The sequence below is a fragment of the Kaistella sp. CFF1-2 genome (assembly GCF_059509915.1).
In genome coordinates this window covers 288,083-310,571 of record NZ_JCAKLF010000001.1, presented here as the reverse complement: position 1 = coordinate 310,571, position 22,489 = coordinate 288,083, and the positions used below count along the sequence as shown (strand labels likewise).

The following is a 22,489-nucleotide window of genomic DNA, read 5'->3' as shown; positions in this document are numbered from 1 at the left end:
CTATCCTCGAATTTCTAAAACATAAAACTCAGCTGCATGAATCAAAATAAAAATTTGATTTATCGATTCTCGCAATTCATCAGTTTGCTGCTGGGAGCACGTTTTTTTGTTTTAATATTTTTCACTTTCGGACTTTACGTTTCTACGTTTTTTTTGTTTAATCAAGAAGAAAGTTTGAGAAGTTTTGTTTTTGATATCAAAGTTCACGGCATCATTTTTTGTTCGTTGTTGAGCATTGCCGCAGGCGGATTAATCAATCAGTTTTACGATCTTGAAAAAGATAAAATTCAGAAACCTTTTCGTTCTAAGTTGCAGAGTTTTTTGAAACAGAAATATTTTCTGTACATGTATGTGATTCTCAATGCCGTTTCATTGAGTATAGCTGGAATTTTGTCGTGGCGAATTTTTGTTTTTTTCCTTATTTATCAGTTTGTGATGTGGTTTTACAGCCATAAGTTGAGCAAGATCTTCATCATTAATAATCTTACCTACGTTTCATTATCATTGTATCCGTTTTTTGGATTATTGGTGTATTATCAACACTTTTCGTGGAAATTGTTTTGGATGGCCGCTTTTCTATTTCTGCTTTTGTGGATTATAGATATTATGAAAGACATTTTAACCATGCGTCCCGACAAGCTTTTTGGCTATTCAACCATACCATTAAAGATTGGATTTAAGAAAACAACCGTTGTGATTTCAATTCTTTTAGTTTTGAATGCGCTTGTTGCGTATTTGGTTGTGGTTTTTGCACCTAGATTTAATTTCGTTGTCATTTATTTTAGTCTTTCGGCTTTAGTTTTAGCAGCCTCGTTATGGCCCGTTTTTCACTTCAGAATCAAACGTATTTTTTGGCTGATGAATGTCCTTCGATTTTGGATTTTTATTGGAGTTATTTTTTTGCTTTTAAACGGAATCTTCGAGAAGTTTTAAGATAAAAAAAGCCGAAGGTAAACTTCAGCTTTTTCAAAATTAGTTATGCTATTTTTTAGTTGCAATTTCCATTAATATCGCAAGATTCGCCTTCGTTGATAATTTTCAAACCAGAATCTCCAGCTTTGAATTCACTATATGATTTTTCTAAAACTTCTAAAAATAACGCTTCAGGTTGCGCGCCAGAAACCGCATATTTATCATTAAAAATAAAGAACGGAACACCGCGAATACCTAGATTATTAGCCATTTGAATATCTTGATTTACGGCAAATTTAAAATCATCCGATTCAATTCCGCTAAGAACTTCCTCTTTCGAAATGCCAGCTTTTTCGCCTAATTCAACCAAAACAGAAGGATCGTCAACATTTTGACCATTCAAAAACTGCGCTTCAAAAAGCAATTCTTCCATTTCATTGGCTTTTCCTTTGGTTTTTGCTAATTGAAGAAGCATTTGGGAACGAAATGAATTCGCCACTTTCGATTCATCAAAATTAAAATCAATACCAACCGCTTTTCCCGATTGAATTAGATGTTCGTGCATTCCTTTGATTTGATCCAAAGAAAGTCCTTTAATCTCTGCCAGAAACTCGTATGGATCTTTTTCAGGTTGGGTAACAATCGTGGGATCCAGTTGGAAACTATGCCAATTAACTTCGATTTTTTTTGCATCTGGAAATTGAGCCAACGCATTTTCAAAATTTCGTTTGCCGACAAAACAAAACGGACACCGAGTGTCACTCCAAATATCTACTTTCATTTTTTCTAAATTTTACACAAAGGTAGGGGTTTTGATTTCCTTTTGCATTGATATAGGTCAAGACTTGCATTTGTTTATAAACTCAAATTCGTTTCAAAATTTTAGGAAATACGCTATATTTTTAGAATTCAGTTTATCTTTACAGCCGCTTATGAAAATGAAAAACAAACAAGCCGCCATCGGTTTTATCTTTATCACCATGCTCATCGATATTACGGGATGGGGAATTATTATCCCTGTAATCCCGAAATTGATTGAGGAGTTAATTCATGCCGATATCAGTGAAGCTTCTAAATATGGAGGTTGGCTGAGTTTTGCGTATGCTTTTGTACAATTTATTTTCTCGCCAATTGTTGGAAATTTGAGTGATAAATACGGCCGACGCCCGATTATTCTGATCTCCTTGTTTGGTTTTGCGGTCGATTATGTCTTTTTGGCTTTGGCTCCAAGTATTTGGTGGCTTTTTGTTGGTCGAATTATCGCTGGAATTACGGGCGCAAGTATTACGACTGCAAGTGCTTATATTGCTGATATATCAACAGATGAAGATCGGGCAAAGAATTTTGGACTTATAGGTGCCGCATTTGGGGTTGGATTTATTATTGGTCCAGTAATCGGTGGTTTGCTTGGTGCTTATGGACCTCGAGTTCCGTTTTACGCGGCGGCTGTATTGTGTTTTATCAATTTTATTTACGGTTATTTTATTCTTCCCGAGAGTTTACCTCAAGAAAAAAGGCGTCCTTTTGATTGGAAACGTGCAAATCCTGTAGGTTCATTTAAATTTTTGAGAAAACATCCGCAGCTTTCTGGTTTAATTACGGCTTTAGTTTTAATTTATATTGGTGGACATGCGGTGCAAAGTAACTGGAGTTATTTCACCATGTACGAATTCAATTGGGATGAAAAGATGGTTGGGATCTCGCTTGGTGTAATGGGGTTGGTGATTGGTTTGGTGCAAGGCGGTTTAATTCGTTGGACAACACCTCGTTTGGGTGATTATAATAGTGTTTACGTTGGTTTGGCTTTGTATGCCTTTGGAATGTTGTTATTTGCTTTTGTTACGGAAAGTTGGATGATGTTTGCTTTTCTTGTTCCGTATTGTCTGGGTGGAATTTGCGGCCCTTCCTTGCAGTCTATTATTACAAAAGCGGTTCCTGCGAACAGTCAAGGAGAATTGCAAGGTGCTTTAACTAGTTTAATGAGTGGAACATCTATTATTGGTCCACCATTAATGACACAGTTGTTTTATTATTTTACGCATGATGAAGCGCCGATGAAGTTTCCGGGAGCGCCATTTTTCCTAGCTTTTATCTTGTTTGTTATTAGTATTTTTCTAGTTCGACGAACTTTTAAAGCATAATTGTATTAAAATCATCTTAAAAATGATTTTTTTGATTTATTTAATTTAGAAACTTTTGTACTTTCGCAGTATGGAATTGAGTATTGGTGAAATGTTGTTGATTGCCTTGGTAATCATCGTGTTATTCGGCCCAGATAAACTACCGTCTATTGCCCGTGATCTAGGACAAGGAATGCGCAAAATGCGTGGTGCGGTAGAAGATATCAAAACAGAAATTATGAAGGAAACGGATAATCCGGTTTCTGAAATCAAAAAAGAGATTGAAAAGGTAAAAGATGCCGCAAAAGATTTCAATCCGATGAGTCAGTTTAATGATGTGAAAAATCCGTTGGATGACGTTGCTGATGAAACAGCAAAACTAAAACCTCAAGACGACATAACTCACGAAGGCCCTGTAAGTAGATAATTGATACGATGTACGAACTAATTCAGGAAGATAAAGCATTATTGATCTATCTCAATAATTTCGGAAACAAAACGTTTGATCCTTTTTGGATACTTATTTCCGAAGTTTGGATCTGGATTCCGTTCTATTTTATTTTAGCGTACTTGCTTTTCCGAAATTTCAAACTCAACTCCTTAATTTTCATTTTCATTTTCATTGCATTAGGCGTAACAGTTTCTGACCAGTTGGCCAGTATTTTCAAACATGGAATTATGCGTTTTCGCCCATGTCATGATCCAACTATTGATGGTTTGGTTCGTGAAGTTAAATGCGGTGGTCGATTCGGTTTTTATTCTGCGCACGCTTCCAATACATTTTTTCTAGCAACCTACATTTCTATTTTGTTGAAAAACAAAATCAAAGCTTTACCGTACATTTTATTCGTTTGGGCAGCTGTGGTTTCCTACAGCCGAATTTACTTAGGCGTCCATTTTCCAATGGATATTTTGTTCGGAGCTTTAATAGGATTTTTACTTGGAGGATTTTTTGCGACATTGGCAAAGAATGTCATCGCCAAGCAGTATTTCAAGAAAAATTAATCGTTGTGATACGGCTTTCCCGCTAGTATTTGATGCGCTCTGTAAATTTGTTCTACAATAAATAAGCGTACCATTTGGTGAGTAAATGTCATTTTAGAAAGCGCCATTTTTTCGTTGGCTTTTTGATAAATTTCATCAGCAAAACCATAAGCACCACCAATAACAAGTTGAATTCGTTTAACCGAATTTCCCATGTGGAAATCTAGTTTTTGAGCAAATTCGCGACTCGTAAATTGTTTGCCCTTTTCGTCCAAAATGATTAGATAATCACCTGGTTCAAAATGATTCAGAAATAACTTGGCTTCTTCTTTTTTGATTTGATCGGGACTTAGATTTTTAGAATTTTTGACATCTGGAATCTCCACCATCTCAAAATTCCAATGTTTTGGAAGCCTAGGAAGGTAATAATTGATTAAATTTTTGATTTCTCGATCATCTGTTTTACCAATGCAGAGCAAATTGATTCTCATTTTATATCTTTGTTATGCAAATATAGAGCAATGGCGGTGAAAACTCCGAAGATCTTAACCAAAATCAAGAAATTTCTGAACAGTATTTACATTCCTTTTTTAGGAATTTCACTTTTCAAGTTATTCGAAGTTTATGGTTCGGGTATTTTTAAAAACCAAATAGGGAAGCAGGCTGCGAGCATTTCGTGGGCTTTTTTCTTGAGTCTTTTTCCGTTCTTATTGTTCATGCTTTCGCTCTTGCCGTTTCTACCGCATTACGATAAACTGCAGTTTTACATTTTTGATGTTCTCCTCCCGAATATTCTTCCCGAAAACATTTTGTACGACGTAACCGATTATTTGGAGAATTATATTATTCCAAACCTGAAAAACATTAACAATCTAACGATTTTGTTCGCTTTAATTTTTGGGACAAACGGAACGCATTCTTTGATCAATGGATTTAACGAAAACACGAATTTAAAGCGTAATTTTCTCAAGGAATACACCATTTCTATGGTGATAACGATTGCGTTCATCGCTTTGATTATTTTAACCTTTCTTGGAATTTACTACAGTGAAGTTGTTTTAAAACTTTTCACCCCAAATTTCGAATTGTCGTGGCTAGTACAAAACCTTTCGAAAATTATTGGGTATTTCTCATTCCCTGTTTTCTATTTTGTTTTGCTAAGCCTTTTCTATTGGGTCGGTTGTTTGAAAATCACGCGATGGAAAGAAGCCGTTCCCGGAGCGGTTTTAACAACAATTTTATTTATTGCGTTAACGTATTTCTTTGCAATCTATCTTTCAAATTTCGCAAGATACAACGTTTTCTATGGATCAATTGGTTCCATTATCATCGTTATGATTTGGGTGAATATCAACATCATTCTCATTCTTTTGGGGAACGAGTTGAACATCACATTAAAGAAAATGCGTCTTGAAAAGATGATTGCCGACGAAATGGCCGCTCGAAATCAAGAATCGGAACTAAATACTTCCGCAACGGAAGTTTAAAATTCAACAAAAATTAATTACAAATTCGTTTCGATATCTTTCATCGGATACTTTTTTGCAGCTTTACTCAAAATGATATAGCCAGCAAATCCCGAAATGATGGAAGCAAATAGAATCGCAAATTTACCCTCCGCTTGAATTTCCGCATGACCTTTAAAGGAAAGTAAGGCAATGAAAATTGACATTGTAAATCCAATTCCCGCCAAAAATCCTGTCCCAATCATATGAGCCCAATTGCTGTGAAGTGGGAGCGAACTGATTTTAGATTTGATGGCAACGAAAGAAAAGGCGCAAATTCCGATCACTTTTCCAGCAAAAAGTCCAAGAATAATTCCTAAACCAAAGGTTGAAAATAAACCTTCAACCATGCCTTTTTGGAACATAATGTTGGTGTTGGCTAAAGCGAAAATTGGCATAATGATAAAATTCACCGGAAGATGAAGCTTCTGTTCTAACTTTTCAAGTGGTGAAATTTCCGTTACTGAAACATTGGTTGGAATGGTGAATGCTAATAAAACGCCAGCAATAGTGGCGTGAATTCCAGAATGATGCATGAAATACCACAATAAAATACCGGGAACGATATAGAAAATATGCTTTGTTACTTTGAAATAATTTAATGCAATCAATACTAAAATAACCAATCCCGAAAGTCCTAAATACATCCATTCTAGATTGTCTGTGTAGAAAATGGCAATGACTAAAATCGCGCCCAAATCATCAACAATAGCTAATGCTGCAAGGAAAATTTTCACCGACGCCGGAACTTTACTCCCAAGCATAGAGACGATTGCTAACGAAAACGCAATGTCAGTCGCCATCGGGATTCCCCAACCGTTCGCGTAAGGAGTTCCGTAATTCAACAAATAGAAAATTCCTGCAGGAACAACCATTCCACCAATTGCGGCGAAAATAGGCAGTGACGCGTTTTTAAAGCTTGACAATTCTCCTTCAACAATTTCCCGTTTTATTTCTAAACCAACAAGTAAGAAGAAAATCGCCATCAAGCCGTCGTTTATCCAAACGCTAACGCTGTAGTTTAGATGGAAGATTTCGGTACCGACTTTTTTGTCTAGAAAATTTTGAAAAGGAATTCCCCATTCGGAATTGGCAACGAGTAGCGAAACCAAAACGCAAAGAATTAAAAGGATTCCTGATGATTGAGAACTGTGGAAAAATTTGTTGAAATACTGAGTTAATGTCATGAATTCTATTTATAGGTTTAGAGTCTCTTCACTTTGGAAACTCCGGTAATATTTTTAAGTTTTTTAAAGGTTTCTTCGAGCTGACTTCTATTTTTAACTTCCAAATTGATACTTCCAGTGAAAATTCCATTGTTGGATTCTATGGACATACTCTTCATATCCAAGTTCATGGAATTGGAAATAACTTGGGTAATGTCGTTAATCATCCCCATACGGTCGAGACCTTCAATTTCGATTTTAATTCTATTTTTGAAGCTTTCTTCGTTCACCCATTTCGCTGGAATTACACGATAATCGTATTGTGCACGTAGGTTAATAGCATTAGGACAGTTGTCACTATGAACTTTGATTCCTTCCGAAATCGTGATGAATCCAAAAATTTTGTCACCTGGAAGAACCGTACAACATTTTGCAAAGGTATAGTTTAATTTTTCCTCATCTTTTCCAAAAACAATCATGTCGAGATTGGTTTCTGGAGCTTCTTCGTAGGTGCTATTTTTATTTGGAGACTTTCGGAATCTGGAAAGTAGATTATTCAATACATTTTTACTTTCCACATATTTTCTGATGCTCGAGGCATCCAAACTTCCATCTTGGAATCCTAAAAATAAGTCTTGAGATGTTTTTAGGCCGAAGAATTTTTGCATTTTGTTGATTTCCTCATCATTGAAATTTAATTTCGCATGACGAAGTTTTCGTTGCATAATCTCTTTTCCTTCTTCAACAAGCGAACTTTTTTCAGAATTTAAGAAAGCCTTGATTTTTGATTTGGCTTTGGACGTTACTACAAAATCCAACCAATCGATTTTGGGTTTCTGATTTTGAGACGATAAAATGTCCATTTGATCGCCATTTTGAAGCACATAGGAAATCGGAACTAATTTTCCATTAACTTTTGCACCCAAACACTTCATTCCTAAATCCGAGTGCACGGAGAAAGCAAAATCCAATGCCGTTGCACCTTTCGGAAGAATTTTAATCTCACCTTTTGGTGTAAAAACAAAAACTTCTTTGGAATATAAATTAAGCTTAATATCATCCAAGAAATCATTGGTGGAGTAGGATTGCTGATTTTCTAAAACCTCACGTATTTCCTTTACCCAATGCTCAAAATTCTTTTCATCGGAATTAATTTCTTCTTGTTTTTTGAAGCCTTCTTTGTATTTGTAATGTGCTGCAACGCCTTTTTCCGCAATATCATCCATTCTTTCAGAACGAATTTGCACCTCAATCCATTTTTTATCAGGACCTAAAACCGTTAAATGCAAACTTTCGTAACCTGTTGCTCGAGGCTGGGTAATCCAATCACGCATTCGCGACGGATTCGAATGATAAAGGTCGGTAACAATCGAATAAATTTTCCAAGCGAGAAATTTCTCGTTTTTCAAATCTGATTTATACGTAATTCGAATAGCATAATTGTCAAAAACTTCTTCGAAGGTAACACCTTGCTTCAGCATTTTTCGATAAATAGAGGAAATTGCTTTTGCTCGACCTTTAATACTGAAATTTAAACCTTCGGCACTTAACTGCTCCGAAACTTCTTTTTTAAACTCTTCAATATATTTTTCACGTTGCTCTTCGGCAAGTTCTAGTTTGCTTACAATTTCATTATAAACATCTGGATTGTTGTATTTTAAGGAAAGATCTTCAAGTTCAGATTTAATATTGTACAGACCTAAACGGTGAGCCAAAGGCGAGTAAATATAAACAGTTTCTGAAGCAATTTTCTTTTGTTTGTCCGGCGCCATGCTGTCCAACGTTCGCATATTGTGAAGTCGGTCTGCAATTTTTACCAATATAACTCGGAAATCTTCTGAAAGTGTCAATAAAAGTTTACGATAATTTTCCGATTGAGCAGAAATATTTTGATTGGTCATCACCGAGATCTTTGTTAAACCTTGAACGATATCAGCGATTTTCTTACCAAAAATTTTCCTGAGATCATCGTACGTATAATCAGAATCTTCGATAACATCGTGCAAAAGTGCACAAGCAATGGAAGTTGCACCGAGACCAATTTCCTCAGCGACAATTTTAGCAACAGCAATAGGATGGAAGATATAAGGTTCACCCGTTTTTCTCCTTTGATCTTTGTGCGCGTCTAGGGCAATGTCAAAAGCTTTACGAATGAGTTTGTTATTTTCTTCATCAAGTGTGCGGTAGGTATTGGAAATCAAATCTTTGTATCGAGCAGAGATTTCCTTATTTTCTTGTTCTATATCGTATGCCATATTCTATTAGCAATTCTAACAGACGAAAATACGAAAAATCAGGCAAAATTTGGGATGAAAATTGGGAAAATGTTTGGTCTTAACTCAGTTTATTTGCTATTTTTGGAAAATTAAATTTACAATAATGAAAAAAGTATTATTAGGGATATCTATCGCAGCTCTAGTCGTAAGTTGTAAAAAAGTTCCAGACGGAGGGAATAAAGGGAGAATCAAATTAGAAGATGGTGTTGAACGTTATTCTGAAGATTATCAAGGTGGTGAGCATGATGCTGCACACGCTTCAGGAGCGGGAGAACACGCGGCTTTGGTTGATGTTGATTTGAACGGAGTTGCTCTTAAAGGAAAAGCAAACGGGATGGAATCTCAATTGATTACTTTCTTAAAAGATGGTTCGTACACAAAAGCAGCGGATGATGCCGCTTTGAAAGATCGTTGGTTTGATTTTGATAATATTACATTCAAAATGGGATCTTCTACACAATTAGAAGCAGGTTCTGATGTACAGTTGAAGAACTTAGCCGCTATCTTGAAAGCATATCCAGATTCAAAAATCAAAATTGGTGGATATACAGATAAAACAGGTGATGAAGCCGTTAATACTAAAATTTCAACCGAAAGAGCTAAATTTATCAGTGCTGAACTTGGTAAATTAGGTGTTGGAGCACAAGTTGTTTCTGCGGAAGGTTACGGAAGCAAATTTGCTACGGTTCCTGCAGATGCAAGCGATGCCGAAAGAGCTAAAGATAGAAGATTAGCCGTTCGGTTTACAAAATAAAAGTACTTTTTATATCATAGAATGTCTTGCTTTTGCAAGACATTTTTTTTAATTTTAACCCAAATCAAAATTAAATGCAAAAGACATTAGATTACATTAATCAAAACAAAGATCGTTATGTTGAAGAGCTTTTCGAGTTGCTTCGAATTGCTTCTATTTCTGCGGATCCAGCGTATAAAAATGAAGTATTGCAATGTGCAGATAAAGTTGCAGAGCATCTAAAAAATGCGGGTGCTGATCAAGTAGAAGTTTGTCAAACGAAAGGGTATCCTATTGTTTATGGAGAGAAAATTCTAGATAAAAACTTGCCAACAGTTCTAGTGTACGGACATTATGATGTTCAACCACCGGATCCATTGGATTTATGGAAGAAGCCTCCTTTTGAACCATATATTGAAAAAACAGAACTTCACCCAGATGGAGCAATTTTCGCTCGTGGCTCTGCCGATGATAAGGGTCAGTTTTTCATGCACGTGAAAGCGTTTGAAGCGATGATGAAAACGGATACGCTTCCTTGTAATGTGAAATTTATTTTAGAAGGGGAAGAAGAAGTTGGATCGGTCAGTTTAGGTGATTTTGTTAATGAAAATAAGGAAAAATTAGCTTGCGATTGCATCTTGATTTCGGATACGCATATTTATTCTAACGAGCAACCAACGGTAACGACGGGACTTCGTGGCTTGAGTTATGTTGAAGTTGAAGTAGAAGGTCCAAATCGTGATTTACATTCTGGTTTGTACGGTGGAGCGGTTCCAAATCCGATTCACGTTTTATCAAGAATGATTGCGGATTTAATTGATGACAAAGGACATATCACCATTGATGGATTCTACGATAATGTTGAAGTTGTTTCTGATGCCGAAAGAGCGGATATGAACAAGTTGAAAGACAATCCTGAGGAATTCAAAAAATCAATTGGATTGAAAGGTGTTGAAGGCGAAGAAGGTTATACAACTTTGGAAAGAACATCCATTCGTCCAACCTTAGACTGCAACGGAATTTGGGGTGGCTACACAGGTGAGGGAGCGAAAACGGTGATTCCTTCAAAAGCATTTGCGAAAATTTCAATGCGTTTGGTTCCGTATCAAACTCCAGAAGAAATCACTGAAAAATTCACGAAATATTTCGAGAAAATTGCTCCAGATAATGTAAAAGTAACGGTTCGTCCGCATCACGGAGGAATGCCGTACGTTTTACCTAGCGATACCAAAGAATTTTTGGCTGCTAAACAAGCAATGGAACAAGCGTTTGGAAAAGAAGTTTTACCGTACAGAAGTGGTGGAAGTATTCCTATTACAGCGATGTTCGAGAAAGTTTTAGGTGCAAAATCAGTGTTAATGGGATTCGGATTGGATTCGGATGCGATTCACTCACCAAACGAGCATTATGGTTTGTTTAACTTCTATAAAGGAATTGAAAGTATTCCGTTGTTTTTTGAAAATTATTCAAAAGCATAAGAAGTTCAAATCAAATATAATAAAAGCAGTCGATAAGGCTGCTTTTTTTGTTTTAAAGTTTGTTAAAACCTCGTTTCAAAAGCAGTCAAAATTGTATCTTTAAACAAAATAGAAAGTATGAGTTCAAAAGTGGTTTATATCACAGGTGGCACAAAGGGAATTGGCTATGGAATTGCCGAAGTTTTGTTGAAAAACGGGTATCAAGTTGCAATAAGTGGGAGAAATCAGCAAGGAGTTGATGAAGCGGTTTCAGGTTTGTTAAAGATTTCAGATCAAGTTTTAGGTTTGGTTTCGGATGTAACGAATTATGAAGATGAAGTGAAAGCAATTTCAGCAATCGTTTCGAAATTTGGAAAATTGGATGTTAGCATTGCTAATGCCGGTTTAGGAATTTTCAAAAGCGTTTACGAAATGGAATTGGACGAATGGAACGCGATGATTGATACCAATTTAACAGGTGTTTTTCATACGCTAAAAGCATCTGTTCCTCAATTGAAAGAACATAAAGGCTATTTTATTTCGATTGCTTCTTTGGCTGGAATTAATTTCTTTGAAAAGGGAAGTGGCTACAATGCATCCAAATTTGGTGTTGTAGGTTTCACACAAGCTGCGATGTTAGACCTTCGAAAAGACGATGTGAAAGTGACCACGATATTACCAGGATCGGTGACTTCGCACTTTAATAATAACGAACCTTCGGAAAAAGATTCATGGAAAATCACTCCAGAAGATGTTGGGATTTTAGTTATGGATATTCTGAAAATGAGCTCTACAATCCTTCCTAGTAAGATCGAAATTCGGCCATTGAAGACTGGGAATTAGTATTTTATGTATGGAATATAAAATTTTAATAAATATTATGCATGCATAATACTTTTATGTTTATCTTTACCAAAATCAAACTTTAAAAACAATACATCACTTATGAAAATATTAGTTTGTATAAGTAGTGTTCCTGATACTACTTCTAAGATTAATTTTACTGCAGACAAATCTGCATTTGATAAAAACGGAATTCAGTGGGTAATTAATCCGTTGGATGAATTCGCTTTAACAAAAGCGATTAAATTGCAAGCTGCAAACGGAGCGAAAGTTACCGTAGTTAATGTAGGAAATACAGATACAGAACCTGTGATCAGAAAAGCATTAGCAATTGGTGCTGATGATGCAGTTCGTGTTAATCTAGATCCGAAAGACAGCTATTCTACAGCAAAAGAAATTGTAAGCGTTGCGCAAGCAGGTGGTTACGATCTTATCTTGTGTGGTAAAGAATCTATCGACTATAACGGTGGTTCGGTTCCAGGAATGATTGCTCAATTGTTGGATCAACCATTCGTAAATGCGGCTGTTGGATTTGACGTTAATGGAGGCGAAGCTACTGCAGTTCGTGAAATTGAAGGCGGTAAAGAAACAATTTCTGTAAAACTTCCAGCGGTAGTTGCAGGACAGAAAGGTTTAGTGGATGAGAAAGAATTAATTATTCCGAACATGAGAGGGATTATGTCTGCAAGAACAAAGCCTTTGCAAGTTGTAGAGCCTGTTTCTACAGAAGTTCATGTAGAAGGAGTTTCTTACGATAGCGTTCCACCAAGAGCAGCGGTGAAAATGGTTGCAGCAGATAATCTTGATGAGTTGGTACGTTTGTTACACGAAGAAGCTAAAGTAATTTAATTAACTTTTAAAACTTAGAAAAATGGCAGTATACGTATACGCAGAAAATATAAATGGAGTTTATAAGAAAGCCGCTTTTGAAGCCGTTTCTTATGCAAAAGCAATTGCTGATAAAGCAGGAGATACCGTAACAGCAATTACGATTAACCCAACAGATTCTTCAGACGCTTTATATAAATATGGAGCTACGAAAGTTGTTAATGTTAAAGATTCTGGTTTAGCTTCTTTTTCGCCGAAAGCTTTCGCTCAAGCAATTGGGGATATAGTGGATGGGAATATCGTTGTTTTCCCACATACAACAGACGCTTCATCCATTGCACCGATGTTTTCAGTAGCAAAAAATTATGCTTTGATTACGAATGCAATTGATACACCTGAAAATTTGGCACCATTCCAAGTAAAAAGAAGAGCTTTTTCTGGAAAAGGATTTATGCATGCGAAATCAGATTTAGCAAATGTAGTAGTAACAGTTTCTCAAAATGCTTATGGTGTTAAAGAGAATCCGGTTGCAGGTTCTGAAGAAGTGAAAGAAATGACCTTGTCAAATGATGATACGAAAGTTATTTCACACGAACAATCTTCTGGAAAATTAGATTTGAAAGAAGCTGAAGTTGTTGTTTCTGCAGGTAGAGGGATGAAAGGTCCAGAAAACTGGGGGATGATCGAAGATTTAGCCAACCTTTTAGGTGCGGCAACAGCATGTTCTAAACCTGTTTCTGATATCGGATGGAGACCTCACTCTGAGCACGTTGGGCAAACAGGGAAAGCGATTTCTCCAAACTTGTACATCGCCGTAGGAATTTCGGGAGCAATCCAGCATTTAGCAGGAGTAAACTCATCGAAAACGATTGTGGTAATTAATAACGATCCAGAAGCTCCTTTTTTCAAATCTGCAGATTATGGAGTTGTTGGAGACGCGTTCCAAATTATTCCAGCTCTTACTGAGAAAATCAGAGCTATTAAAGGATAATCGAGAATTCGATTTCAAAATACGTAAAATCCAATCTTTCACCAGATTGGATTTTTTGTTTTCATTTTACTAGTACAAATGTTAATATTTTTAGATTCAAGGTTCAATAATGGAAACTATGTTGTATTTTTGCAAAAATTTTTTACATAATGAGCATAGAGGGGAAAGGATCAGGAAGACCCAAACGACCAAGAATCAGTAAAAGCACAAATGGGCCAAGTTCTCAAAGCTCTAGAAATTTCGACAGCAGAAAGAAGTACGAAAAAGGAGACCTTCGTGAAGGAGATCGTAAACCTTTTAAGAAAAATTTCGATCACCAAAATGATCGCGTAAATTCGTACGTACAGAAAAGAAAGCAAAATAAAATTGATAAAGATCTTCATAAAGATACCATCCGTCTGAATAAATACATCGCAAACTCGGGTATTTGCAGTAGGAGAGAAGCAGATCAATTCATCACTCAAGGTTTAGTTGAAGTCAATGGAAAAGTAATTTCTGAAATGGGGTACCAAGTTCAGAAAGAAGACAAAGTTGTTTTCGACGGACAACCAATTACTCCTGAAAAAAATGTGTACGTTCTTTTGAACAAACCAAAAGGCTACATCTCAACAACCAAAGACGACAAAGCTAGAAAAACGGTTATGGAATTGGTGGCAAACGCTTCACCATATCGTTTGTATCCTGTTGGACGTTTGGATCGTTCTACGACTGGGGTTATTTTGTTAACGAATGACGGACATTTAACTAAAAAGTTGACGCATCCTTCATTTAACGTGAGAAAAATCTACCATGTTGTTTTAGATCGTAAATTATCTGGAGAAGATTTAGCAGCAATCCAAAACGGTGTTCGTTTGGAAGAAGGTGTTGCGGAAGTGGATAGCGTTTCGTTTATCGAAGGAAAACCAAAAAATGAAATCGGAATCGAAATTCATATTGGTTGGAACCGTGTTATCAGACGTATCTTCCAAAAATTAGGATATGAAGTAGAAACTTTAGATCGAGTAACGTTTGCAGGACTTACGAAGAAGAATGTAAAACGCGGTCACTGGAGAATTCTTACCGAATTAGAAGTGAATAATTTGAAAATGCTTTAATACTTTTCAAATCTTTAAATAAAAAAAGATCCTCAAAATTGAGGATCTTTTTTTTGTTTCATTTGTGTTTTTAGAATAACTTATAGTTAAACGTTAAATAGAAATTCCTTGGAGGAATTGGGTTTACCGAATAGTTTTCGTGAACATTGTAGTTCAAAGCATTAAACACATTGTTCAAACGAGCTTGAATGCTGTATTTTTTCCATTCGTAACCAACGCTTAATGCAACCGTTGCATAATCGTCCAAAGGCATCATTCTCGAAACGTCTTTTCTGGAAATTAACGTAGATTTCGTATCATTCCAACCAGCGATTCTATCGCCGATATAGTAAATTCCAGTTCCGATTTTCAATCCTTTCAATTCACTTTGGAATTTATAAAAAACGGATAAGTTGGCAGTTGTAGCCGGTGTTCTTACCAATCTCTGTTTTTCAACATATCCATTTTCTGGTGTGTCCAAATACACCGCATTGTTATAAGAGAAACCTCCAATAATAGAAAGTGAATTCGTTGGATTTCCTGTAATGTCCAATTCAACTCCGCGGCTTCTCATTTTTCCTGCAAAAGCTTTCAAGCTTGAATCTTGAGAGGTAACAACTTGTCCTTTTGAATTTTCAAACCAATAGGTTTGGTAGTAGTTATTGTATAGAATTTGATACGCTGTTACGTTTACCGCTAAACCTCCATTCCAGAAATTTTTCTTTACACCAACTTCATATTGATCGATGGTTGTTGGCTTTAATGCTTTCACTTCTAAACTTGCCAATTGGTTTTGAACATCTTGATCAGGTAATGACGTATTGATCGATCCAAATCCATCCGATGTATATCCTGTATTGGTTACGAAGGAATTGGTATAGGTTCCGAAAACTGATAAATTATCATTCGGCATGTACACTAAACCTACTTTCGGTGAAAAAGCTTGATCATAAGTCGCCGTGTTTCCTAAAAGTTCTTTAGTTCCTTTTTTAAAGTTAGTTTGGATGGTTGGCATATTCTCCAAATACGACCAACGTAAACCTGCTAGAACTTTAATTTTATCTGTTAAACCAATAAAATCTTGTGCATAGGCTCCAACTCTTCTTGTGTTGATTCTGTTTTTTGTATTTCGGGTTGATTCTGGTTGAGCAATTGAAGCCCAAGTTGAAGGATCATCTAAATACAATGTATTGTTTATCGTTGGTAATGTATAACTGTATGAATCTGATTGGCTGTAATCCGCATCAGCGCCAACTAATAATTTGTGTGAAATTTTTCCTGTAGAAAATTCTCCATTCACATTCACTTGGGCAGAACCGTAGTTTTGTTCGTTGTATGTTTTATTGAAAGGTCTCTTCCAAAATAATCGATCTTTCGCATCGTAAGCCCATTGTACACGTTCTGAAGAAAAATAATCTTTGGTATAATTCTGATACGAAGCAACGGCGTTCAAAGTCCAATTATCATTAATTTGATGATTGAATGTTACGTTAGTAGATGCTTGTTGTACATTTTGATATTGCCAATCCGTTCCGAAGAAAACATTTCGTCCTACATTTTTCAATAAAGCATATGAATTATCTTTGTTGGTAATCGATCCAATTCCGAAATCAGGTGTGAAATCATGCTTTAAATAATCGGCTTCAACAATTAATTGAGACTTTTCTCCAATGTTGAATAAGAACGAAGGGTTGAAATAGTATTTCTGAGACTCCACACCATCACGATAGCTCTCAGCCGTTTCGTACGTTCCATTAACACGGAAAGCAACATCTTTAGAAAGCGGCCCATAAATATCGATTGTAGGTTTGTACGTATTCCAGCTTCCTGCACTTAGACCAACACTTCCGCCAAATTCGAATCTTGGTTTTTTAGTTACCATGTTTATTACACCGCCGGCAGCTGTATTTCCGTACATCATGGCATTAGCGCCTTTCAAAACTTCAACACGTTCTAGTCCGCTTACTTCTGGGAACGTTCCGCTGTTTACACGAACACCATTTTTGAACATATTGTCATTCCCTAAAGAAAAACCACGTCCACCAAAACTGTCTTGAGAATTTCCACGACTTGATGTAATGTAAAGACCGTTTACGTTTTGTAAAACATCGCTCAATTGCTTCGCTTGTTGTTGCTCGATAATTTCATGCGTAACAATAGAAAGCGGTTGAGGCGTTTCCATAATCGTTAAGCTAGATTTATTTGTTAAGCTTTTTGCTGTATTTGGATTTCCTGTTTTGTGAAGCTTTACATCTTCAATTTGTCTTATTTTAATTGTGTCTTCTTCAAAGCGATCTTGGGCAAGAGCAACTCCTGAAATACTTAGTAATCCTAAAAGGATGATTGATTTATTCATCTTAACTTCAATTATTCAATTTTTTGATGGCGCAAATTTAGATTTTAGATCAATACAAATTAAGCTTATTTAGAATAATTAAATATTATTTTTCTATCATTATGAAATTTACATTCGATAAAATAAATCGGTGGTAACCTATGTAAAAGAAAAAAGCCAACTTAACTAGTTGGCTTATATTTATTTAAATTTGTATGTTTAGGATAAAATGGAAACTCCGTTTTCTATAAGTTGATAGATTGTATCTTTTCCGTTTTCAGGTTTTACATTCACTGCTTTAGTTCCCTTGAAGTGTAAACATGTAATAAAACCGTTTTCTACAGCATCGAGACATGTGTATTTCACACAATAATCAAGCGCCAAACCAACGATCTCAACCAATTTAATGTCATGATATTTTAAGTAATCATTCAAATCCGTTTTTACAAAATGGTTGTTGTCTTGGAAACCGCTGTAACTATCAACTTCAGGGTTTTTACCTTTCTGAACGATATGGGTTACTTTGCTGCGATCCAGGTCTGCATGAAATTCGGCACCAAAAGTTCCTTGAACGCAATGATCCGGCCACATAAATTGGGGGCCACCATTCAATGTAATCGTTTCACCAACATTTCGTCCATTATTTGAAGCGAAGCTTTTATGATTTGCAGGATGCCAATCTTGAGTTAAAATAATCTCATCGTAATCGGTGTTTTGTGTTAATGAATTGATATATGGAATGACAGAATTAGCTTCTGGAACGGCCAAAGCGCCACCTTCACAAAAGTCATTCTGAACGTCAACTATAATAAGTGCTTTTTTCATTTGTTAAGTCTCTATTTTGATTAATGTGTATCTTCGTACAAGGTATCAAAAATACTTCCAAAAAAGGAATGGGACATTTCGGCGCATTTTTTGTGCCATTTTTTCAAATTTATAGGTATGAGTTTTTTACAATCATTATTTGCTGGGAAATCCGATTCGGGAAATCATGAGGAATTGTGGGAAGTTCTAACAACGATGGAAGATTTGGACCGTGCAGAAAAAGAATCCTTTGAAAAGAAGGTTGTTTTATTCAAACATTCAACGCGATGTTTTATCAGCAAAACAGTTTTACGAAATTTTGAAAGTCAAATGCAGAATAACAAGAAAGATGTGAAATTCTATTTTCTGGATTTAATTAAACATCGAGCTATTTCTAATGAAATAGAAAATCGTTTTGGTGTGACGCACCAAAGTCCACAGTTACTTGTTTTAGAAAATGGAAAAGTAATAAAAAATGCTTCTCATCAAAGCATTGATCTTAATTTGGTTTAGAAAAAATTACTTCTTTTTCTTCTTTTTATCCTTTTTCTTATCCTTGTCTTTTCCTTTTTTATCCTCTTTTTTAGGATGGATTAGTTCTTCAATATAATCCGAAAGTGGGTTGGATTCTTCCGTTGTTTGTGAATTTTCAACAATCGGAATGATGGATGTTTTAATGGCAAAATGATCACTTAAATCTGATGATTCTACGATTTTTTGATCAATTAAAAACTTAATAAATTCCGGTTTGGAATTATCAAAATGATGTTCTACCAAAGTTTTTACCAAAAACGTTTTGTATTCAGGATACGGTACTTTAACAGAATATTTGAAAATTCGGCCTTCCTTTTCCGTTCCCAAAAAATTTTTCTCAACCAATATTTTCAAATAGGTAGAAACTGTGTTTTGATGCGGTTTTGGCTCGGGATGTTTCTCCATAATATCTTTTAGATAAAAGGTTTCCATTTGCCATAAAAGCTTCATCAAACTTTCTTCTGCGGTAGTTAAAATATTCAAATCCATTAATAATATAATTGGTTGGTGCTATAAAGATAAGGAATTGATACTAAAATCGCTAGAAATGCCCCTGAAAAAACTTCGGCTGGTGTATGTCTTTTCAGAATAATACGAGTAATACCAATAATTAATGATAATATAAACCAAGCGATTCCTAAAGTATGATTTTCACTGTAAAATAAGGCAGCCACAAATATGTTTAAGCCGGTATGCATGGAACTTTTTATAAAAAAATTGGAAAAATGCATTAGAATAAGTAGAATCAACAAATAAAACATCATATAATCCAATTCGGAAAATCGAAAATAATAATATCCTAAATAAATAGCTAAAGCAGCTATTAGAAAGTAATACAAGCTTTTTCGTTGTTTCCGATTCGAAACATCCATATTGGTGTAGTTTCCTTTTTTAACATTCATCACAATCCAAACAACAACAGGAATGATTATAATAAGTAGGATAGGCGTAATGTAATTTAACGCTCCTTTTACAGTTAAGTTTTTTGCAGAATGATAACCATAGAATATCAGTAGCGAAACAATTGGGTTGAAAAAGTTGGAAATAAGTTTCGAAACAGAAATTACCCAATTCGTACTTGGTGCTGTCATAAAATCATTTAAACATCAAATGTACAATATTGATTTTAATCATTTATTTGAAATCTGATTAATATGCAAATAATACAAATTCTTTTTGCTATTTTTGTGCTATAATTTCTAAAAGTATGAAGGAATTTTCCAAAGAAGTATATCTGCAATGGTATGCAGATATGACAATGTGGAGAAGGTTTGAAGATAAATGCCGTTCTCTTTATTTAAAGCAAAAAATCAGAGGTTTTTTACACTTGTATAATGGTCAAGAGGCAATTCCAGCAGGATTTGCACATGCAATGGATCTTACAAAAGATAGTATGATTACAGCGTACCGTTGTCACATTCATCCAATGGCGATGGGCGTTGATCCTCGTAGAATTATGGCAGAATTATGCGGTAAAGCAACGGGAACTTCTGGAGGAATGGGGGGGTCTATGCATATCTTTAGCAAAGAACACCGTTTTTATGGTGGTCATGGTATTGTAGGAGGACAAATTCCTTTGGGAGCTGGTATTGCTTTCGCAGACAAATATTATGATAGAAAAGCAGTAAACATCACATTCTTTGGTGATGGTGCAGCAAGACAAGGTTCTTTGCACGAAACTTTTAACATGGCGATGAACTGGAAGCTTCCAGTAGTTTTCGTTGTTGAAAATAATCAATACGCAATGGGTACTTCAGTTCACAGAACTGCAAACCACGAAGATATTTACAAATTAGGTTTAGGATACGAAATGCCTTGCCTTGCAGTAGATGCAATGGATCCTGAGAAAGTTGCAGAAGCAGCTTACGAAGCTATTGAAAGAGCAAGAAGAGGAGATGGACCAACGTTTATCGAAGCGAGAACCTATCGTTATAGAGGTCACTCCATGTCTGATGCTGAACCGTATAGAACGAAAGAAGAAGTTGCATTACATAAGCAAGATGACCCGATTGAATTGGTGAAAGAAAGAATCTTAGCAAATTCATGGGCTACAGAACAGGAATTGGAAGAAATCGATAACAAATCGAAAGACTTTGTAGAAGAGTGTATTGATTTTATGGAGAATTCACCATATCCGGATCCAGATAAGGTTTACGAGTATGTTTATGCTCAAGAAGATTATCCGTTCTTAAATAAATTAGAAAATAACTAAAAAGGATTGTTTGACGTTTGAAGTTCAACGATTTCATAATCTCGAATTTCAGAGTCAAATCTAAAACTAATAAAATTATATGGCTGAAGTGATTACAATGCCGCGTCTTTCGGATACAATGACGGAAGGTAAAGTGGCAAAATGGCATAAAAATGTAGGCGACGCTGTAAAAGAAGGCGATATTCTTGCGGAAATCGAGACGGACAAAGCCGTTCAGGATTTCGAATCTGAAGTTGCAGGAACTTTATTGTATATCGGTGTTCAGGAAGGGGGAAATTCTCCTGTGGATTCGGTGTTAGCAATTATCGGAAAAGAAGGTGAAGATATTTCTGCTTTGAAAGGTGGTGCAGCTCCTGCGTCAGCTCCAAGTCAAGAAAGCGTGGCTATAGAAACTGCGGCCCCTGCTGTTGAAGTAGCGGCAGCTCCAGCGGAAATCCCTGCTGGTGTAGAAGTAATTAATATGCCTCGACTTTCAGATACGATGACGGAAGGTAAAGTTGCCAAGTGGAATAAAAATATTGGTGATCAAGTTAAAGAAGGTGATATTATCGCTGAAATTGAAACCGATAAAGCCGTTCAAGATTTCGAATCGGAATTTAATGGAGTTTTATTATTTCAAGGTGTTCAAGAAGGAGGTTCTTCCCCAGTAGATTCTATTTTAGCAATTATTGGTCCTGCGGGAACGGATGTTTCTGCAATTGTAGCAGGTGGTGGTAAACCAGCTTCGACTCCTGGAAAAGCAGCGCCAGAAGCGGCTAATGCTCCAACGCAAACAGCTGCGGTTGCTACGCCTCAAGTTGCGGCAAGCACAACAGGAAGAGTAGCAATTTCGCCTTTAGCTAAGAAAATTGCTCAAGATAAAGGAATTGATTTTAGCGCAATTCAAGGAACGGGAGAAAATGGTCGAATTGTAAAGAAAGATGTTGAAAACTATCAACCTTCTGCACAACAAGCGACTCAAACTGTAGCTTCGGCTGCGCCTGCTGCTGCTCAAGCAATGAATTTTGTTGCTGGAGAAACCACAGAAACTCCAAATTCTCAAATGCGTAACATTATTGCGAAGCGTTTAGCTGAAAGTAAATTTACAGCTCCGCATTATTATCTAATGGTAGAAATTACTATGGATAAAGCAATCCAAGCGAGAAAAGAGATTAATTCACTTCCAGACACGAAGATTTCATTCAACGATATGATTATCAAAGCATGTGCAATGGCTTTGAGAAAGCATCCACAAGTGAACTCGTCATGGGCAGGTGATAAAATTGTTCACCATGGAGATATCAACGTTGGTGTTGCGGTAGCAGTTCCAGACGGATTGGTAGTTCCTGTATTGAAAAATACAGATTTCATGAACTACAATCAGATTTCTGCAGGTGTGAAAGATATGGCTTCAAGAGCGAAAACAAAAGCACTTAAAGCAAATGAAATGGAAGGTTCTACATTCTCGATTTCTAATCTTGGAATGTTCGGTATCGAAACATTTACTTCGATTATTAACCAACCGAATTCTGCAATTCTTTCTGTAGGTGCAATTATCGAAAAGCCTGTCGTTAAAGACGGACAAATCGTTGTTGGAAATACAATGAAATTGTCTCTAGCTTGTGACCATAGAGTAATTGACGGTGCAACTGGTGCCGAGTTTTTACAGACTTTAAGAACGTATTTAGAACAACCATTAACGTTGTTACTGTAATCGTTTTTACACATACGACAAAC

The 22,489-nt window shown here is 36.0% G+C and carries 22 protein-coding genes; 14 read left to right on the top strand and 8 right to left on the bottom strand.

Annotation, left to right across the window (positions count from 1 at the left end; genetic code table 11):
• The first annotated feature begins 36 nt into the window (after window positions 1–36).
• On the top strand, window positions 37–933 hold the full coding sequence (locus tag AC5XHR_RS01455) for a UbiA family prenyltransferase (RefSeq protein WP_495948997.1): 897 nt from the start codon (window positions 37–39) through the stop codon (window positions 931–933).
• A 55-nt stretch (window positions 934–988) separates the two neighbouring features.
• On the opposite strand, the gene AC5XHR_RS01450 is transcribed toward AC5XHR_RS01455, so the two are convergent.
• Complete coding sequence (locus tag AC5XHR_RS01450) at window positions 989–1,693, bottom strand: DsbA family oxidoreductase (RefSeq protein ID WP_495948996.1); 705 nt, start codon at window positions 1,691–1,693, stop codon at window positions 989–991.
• A 151-nt stretch (window positions 1,694–1,844) separates the two neighbouring features.
• Between AC5XHR_RS01450 and AC5XHR_RS01445 the strand changes: the two genes are divergently transcribed.
• The 3 genes from AC5XHR_RS01445 (at window position 1,845) to AC5XHR_RS01435 (ending at window position 4,037) form a co-directional block, all read left to right on the top strand.
• The gene (locus AC5XHR_RS01445; RefSeq protein WP_495948995.1) at window positions 1,845–3,053 is read left to right on the top strand and encodes a TCR/Tet family MFS transporter; all 1,209 of its coding nucleotides are present in this window, start codon (window positions 1,845–1,847) and stop codon (window positions 3,051–3,053) included.
• A gap of 70 nt (window positions 3,054–3,123) precedes the next feature.
• On the top strand, window positions 3,124–3,459 hold the full coding sequence (locus AC5XHR_RS01440; RefSeq protein ID WP_495948994.1) for a Sec-independent protein translocase subunit TatA/TatB: 336 nt from the start codon (window positions 3,124–3,126) through the stop codon (window positions 3,457–3,459).
• A gap of 8 nt (window positions 3,460–3,467) precedes the next feature.
• On the top strand, window positions 3,468–4,037 hold the full coding sequence (locus AC5XHR_RS01435) for a phosphatase PAP2 family protein (protein WP_495948993.1): 570 nt from the start codon (window positions 3,468–3,470) through the stop codon (window positions 4,035–4,037).
• On the opposite strand, the gene AC5XHR_RS01430 is transcribed toward AC5XHR_RS01435, so the two are convergent.
• Window positions 4,034–4,507 carry a 23S rRNA (pseudouridine(1915)-N(3))-methyltransferase RlmH gene (locus AC5XHR_RS01430; RefSeq protein ID WP_495948992.1) on the bottom strand — a complete coding sequence of 158 codons (474 nt, stop codon included), beginning with the start codon at window positions 4,505–4,507 and terminating at the stop codon, window positions 4,034–4,036. The two genes, AC5XHR_RS01435 and AC5XHR_RS01430, sit on opposite strands and share 4 nt — an antisense overlap.
• Before the next feature lie 30 nt (window positions 4,508–4,537).
• On the opposite strand from AC5XHR_RS01430, the gene AC5XHR_RS01425 reads away from it, so the two are divergent.
• On the top strand, window positions 4,538–5,503 hold the full coding sequence (locus tag AC5XHR_RS01425; protein WP_495948991.1) for a YihY/virulence factor BrkB family protein: 966 nt from the start codon (window positions 4,538–4,540) through the stop codon (window positions 5,501–5,503).
• A 17-nt stretch (window positions 5,504–5,520) separates the two neighbouring features.
• On the opposite strand, the gene nhaA is transcribed toward AC5XHR_RS01425, so the two are convergent.
• Together nhaA and AC5XHR_RS01415 are read right to left on the bottom strand one after the other, a co-directional pair.
• Window positions 5,521–6,708, bottom strand: a complete 1,188-nt coding sequence (nhaA, locus tag AC5XHR_RS01420; RefSeq protein WP_495948990.1) for a Na+/H+ antiporter NhaA — start codon at window positions 6,706–6,708, stop codon at window positions 5,521–5,523.
• Window positions 6,709–6,725: 17 nt separating this feature from the next.
• Window positions 6,726–8,942 (bottom strand): RelA/SpoT family protein, encoded by a 2,217-nt coding sequence (locus AC5XHR_RS01415; protein WP_495948989.1) that lies wholly within the window; start codon window positions 8,940–8,942, stop codon window positions 6,726–6,728.
• 124 nt (window positions 8,943–9,066) lie between these two features.
• Here AC5XHR_RS01415 and AC5XHR_RS01410 point away from each other — a divergent pair, with 124 nt between their 5' ends.
• The 6 genes from AC5XHR_RS01410 (at window position 9,067) to AC5XHR_RS01385 (ending at window position 14,909) form a co-directional block, all read left to right on the top strand.
• A complete protein-coding gene (locus AC5XHR_RS01410; RefSeq protein WP_495948988.1) occupies window positions 9,067–9,717 on the top strand; it encodes an OmpA family protein in 651 nt (216 codons plus the stop codon).
• A gap of 74 nt (window positions 9,718–9,791) precedes the next feature.
• Complete coding sequence (locus AC5XHR_RS01405) at window positions 9,792–11,174, top strand: dipeptidase (RefSeq protein ID WP_495948987.1); 1,383 nt, start codon at window positions 9,792–9,794, stop codon at window positions 11,172–11,174.
• Between the two features lie 117 nt (window positions 11,175–11,291).
• Window positions 11,292–11,996 (top strand): SDR family oxidoreductase, encoded by a 705-nt coding sequence (locus tag AC5XHR_RS01400; protein ID WP_495948986.1) that lies wholly within the window; start codon window positions 11,292–11,294, stop codon window positions 11,994–11,996.
• A 102-nt stretch (window positions 11,997–12,098) separates the two neighbouring features.
• A complete protein-coding gene (locus AC5XHR_RS01395; RefSeq protein ID WP_495948985.1) occupies window positions 12,099–12,845 on the top strand; it encodes an electron transfer flavoprotein subunit beta/FixA family protein in 747 nt (248 codons plus the stop codon).
• Window positions 12,846–12,867: 22 nt separating this feature from the next.
• Window positions 12,868–13,815 (top strand): electron transfer flavoprotein subunit alpha/FixB family protein, encoded by a 948-nt coding sequence (locus AC5XHR_RS01390; protein ID WP_495948984.1) that lies wholly within the window; start codon window positions 12,868–12,870, stop codon window positions 13,813–13,815.
• Between the two features lie 149 nt (window positions 13,816–13,964).
• Window positions 13,965–14,909, top strand: coding sequence for a pseudouridine synthase (locus AC5XHR_RS01385; protein ID WP_495948983.1), 945 nt, complete (start codon window positions 13,965–13,967; stop codon window positions 14,907–14,909).
• Window positions 14,910–14,979: 70 nt separating this feature from the next.
• Here the strand turns inward: AC5XHR_RS01385 and AC5XHR_RS01380 are convergent, their stop codons facing one another.
• Window positions 14,980–17,244, bottom strand: coding sequence for a TonB-dependent siderophore receptor (locus AC5XHR_RS01380; protein ID WP_495948982.1), 2,265 nt, complete (start codon window positions 17,242–17,244; stop codon window positions 14,980–14,982).
• A 198-nt stretch (window positions 17,245–17,442) separates the two neighbouring features.
• Window positions 17,443–18,048, bottom strand: a complete 606-nt coding sequence (gene pncA / locus AC5XHR_RS01375; RefSeq protein WP_495948981.1) for a bifunctional nicotinamidase/pyrazinamidase — start codon at window positions 18,046–18,048, stop codon at window positions 17,443–17,445.
• Window positions 18,049–18,165: 117 nt separating this feature from the next.
• Here pncA and ytxJ point away from each other — a divergent pair, with 117 nt between their 5' ends.
• Window positions 18,166–18,540 carry a bacillithiol system redox-active protein YtxJ gene (ytxJ, locus tag AC5XHR_RS01370; RefSeq protein WP_495948980.1) on the top strand — a complete coding sequence of 125 codons (375 nt, stop codon included), beginning with the start codon at window positions 18,166–18,168 and terminating at the stop codon, window positions 18,538–18,540.
• A 6-nt stretch (window positions 18,541–18,546) separates the two neighbouring features.
• Here the strand turns inward: ytxJ and AC5XHR_RS01365 are convergent, their stop codons facing one another.
• The gene (locus AC5XHR_RS01365) at window positions 18,547–19,050 is read right to left on the bottom strand and encodes a BlaI/MecI/CopY family transcriptional regulator (RefSeq protein ID WP_495948979.1); all 504 of its coding nucleotides are present in this window, start codon (window positions 19,048–19,050) and stop codon (window positions 18,547–18,549) included.
• The gene (locus AC5XHR_RS01360; RefSeq protein WP_495948978.1) at window positions 19,050–19,652 is read right to left on the bottom strand and encodes a phosphatase PAP2 family protein; all 603 of its coding nucleotides are present in this window, start codon (window positions 19,650–19,652) and stop codon (window positions 19,050–19,052) included. Before AC5XHR_RS01360 ends, AC5XHR_RS01365 begins: the two co-directional genes overlap by 1 nt.
• Window positions 19,653–19,768: 116 nt before the next feature.
• On the opposite strand from AC5XHR_RS01360, the gene pdhA reads away from it, so the two are divergent.
• Window positions 19,769–20,773: a pyruvate dehydrogenase (acetyl-transferring) E1 component subunit alpha gene (gene pdhA / locus AC5XHR_RS01355; protein WP_495948977.1), complete on the top strand. Its 1,005-nt coding sequence runs from the start codon at window positions 19,769–19,771 to the stop codon at window positions 20,771–20,773.
• A 79-nt stretch (window positions 20,774–20,852) separates the two neighbouring features.
• The gene (locus AC5XHR_RS01350) at window positions 20,853–22,466 is read left to right on the top strand and encodes a dihydrolipoyl dehydrogenase family protein (RefSeq protein WP_495948976.1); all 1,614 of its coding nucleotides are present in this window, start codon (window positions 20,853–20,855) and stop codon (window positions 22,464–22,466) included.
• Window positions 22,467–22,489 lie beyond the last annotated feature (23 nt).

What these genes read in the sequence shown, in the direction of transcription:
- AC5XHR_RS01395 (WP_495948985.1), top strand. Translation starts at nt 12,099, where the DNA reads ATGAAAATATTAGTTTGTATAAGTAGTGTTCCTGATACTACTTCTAAG.
- AC5XHR_RS01405 (WP_495948987.1), top strand. Translation starts at nt 9,792, where the DNA reads ATGCAAAAGACATTAGATTACATTAATCAAAACAAAGATCGTTATGTT.
- AC5XHR_RS01410 (WP_495948988.1), top strand. Translation starts at nt 9,067, where the DNA reads ATGAAAAAAGTATTATTAGGGATATCTATCGCAGCTCTAGTCGTAAGT.
- nhaA (WP_495948990.1), bottom strand. Translation starts at nt 6,708, where the DNA reads ATGACATTAACTCAGTATTTCAACAAATTTTTCCACAGTTCTCAATCA.
- AC5XHR_RS01445 (WP_495948995.1), top strand. Translation starts at nt 1,845, where the DNA reads ATGAAAATGAAAAACAAACAAGCCGCCATCGGTTTTATCTTTATCACC.
- AC5XHR_RS01415 (WP_495948989.1), bottom strand. Translation starts at nt 8,942, where the DNA reads ATGGCATACGATATAGAACAAGAAAATAAGGAAATCTCTGCTCGATAC.
- AC5XHR_RS01385 (WP_495948983.1), top strand. Translation starts at nt 13,965, where the DNA reads ATGAGCATAGAGGGGAAAGGATCAGGAAGACCCAAACGACCAAGAATC.
- AC5XHR_RS01455 (WP_495948997.1), top strand. Translation starts at nt 37, where the DNA reads ATGAATCAAAATAAAAATTTGATTTATCGATTCTCGCAATTCATCAGT.
- AC5XHR_RS01400 (WP_495948986.1), top strand. Translation starts at nt 11,292, where the DNA reads ATGAGTTCAAAAGTGGTTTATATCACAGGTGGCACAAAGGGAATTGGC.
- AC5XHR_RS01365 (WP_495948979.1), bottom strand. Translation starts at nt 19,050, where the DNA reads ATGGATTTGAATATTTTAACTACCGCAGAAGAAAGTTTGATGAAGCTT.
- AC5XHR_RS01425 (WP_495948991.1), top strand. Translation starts at nt 4,538, where the DNA reads ATGGCGGTGAAAACTCCGAAGATCTTAACCAAAATCAAGAAATTTCTG.
- AC5XHR_RS01435 (WP_495948993.1), top strand. Translation starts at nt 3,468, where the DNA reads ATGTACGAACTAATTCAGGAAGATAAAGCATTATTGATCTATCTCAAT.
- pdhA (WP_495948977.1), top strand. Translation starts at nt 19,769, where the DNA reads ATGAAGGAATTTTCCAAAGAAGTATATCTGCAATGGTATGCAGATATG.
- pncA (WP_495948981.1), bottom strand. Translation starts at nt 18,048, where the DNA reads ATGAAAAAAGCACTTATTATAGTTGACGTTCAGAATGACTTTTGTGAA.
- AC5XHR_RS01390 (WP_495948984.1), top strand. Translation starts at nt 12,868, where the DNA reads ATGGCAGTATACGTATACGCAGAAAATATAAATGGAGTTTATAAGAAA.
- AC5XHR_RS01360 (WP_495948978.1), bottom strand. Translation starts at nt 19,652, where the DNA reads ATGACAGCACCAAGTACGAATTGGGTAATTTCTGTTTCGAAACTTATT.
- AC5XHR_RS01450 (WP_495948996.1), bottom strand. Translation starts at nt 1,693, where the DNA reads ATGAAAGTAGATATTTGGAGTGACACTCGGTGTCCGTTTTGTTTTGTC.
- AC5XHR_RS01350 (WP_495948976.1), top strand. Translation starts at nt 20,853, where the DNA reads ATGGCTGAAGTGATTACAATGCCGCGTCTTTCGGATACAATGACGGAA.
- AC5XHR_RS01430 (WP_495948992.1), bottom strand. Translation starts at nt 4,507, where the DNA reads ATGAGAATCAATTTGCTCTGCATTGGTAAAACAGATGATCGAGAAATC.
- AC5XHR_RS01380 (WP_495948982.1), bottom strand. Translation starts at nt 17,244, where the DNA reads ATGAATAAATCAATCATCCTTTTAGGATTACTAAGTATTTCAGGAGTT.
- ytxJ (WP_495948980.1), top strand. Translation starts at nt 18,166, where the DNA reads ATGAGTTTTTTACAATCATTATTTGCTGGGAAATCCGATTCGGGAAAT.
- AC5XHR_RS01440 (WP_495948994.1), top strand. Translation starts at nt 3,124, where the DNA reads ATGGAATTGAGTATTGGTGAAATGTTGTTGATTGCCTTGGTAATCATC.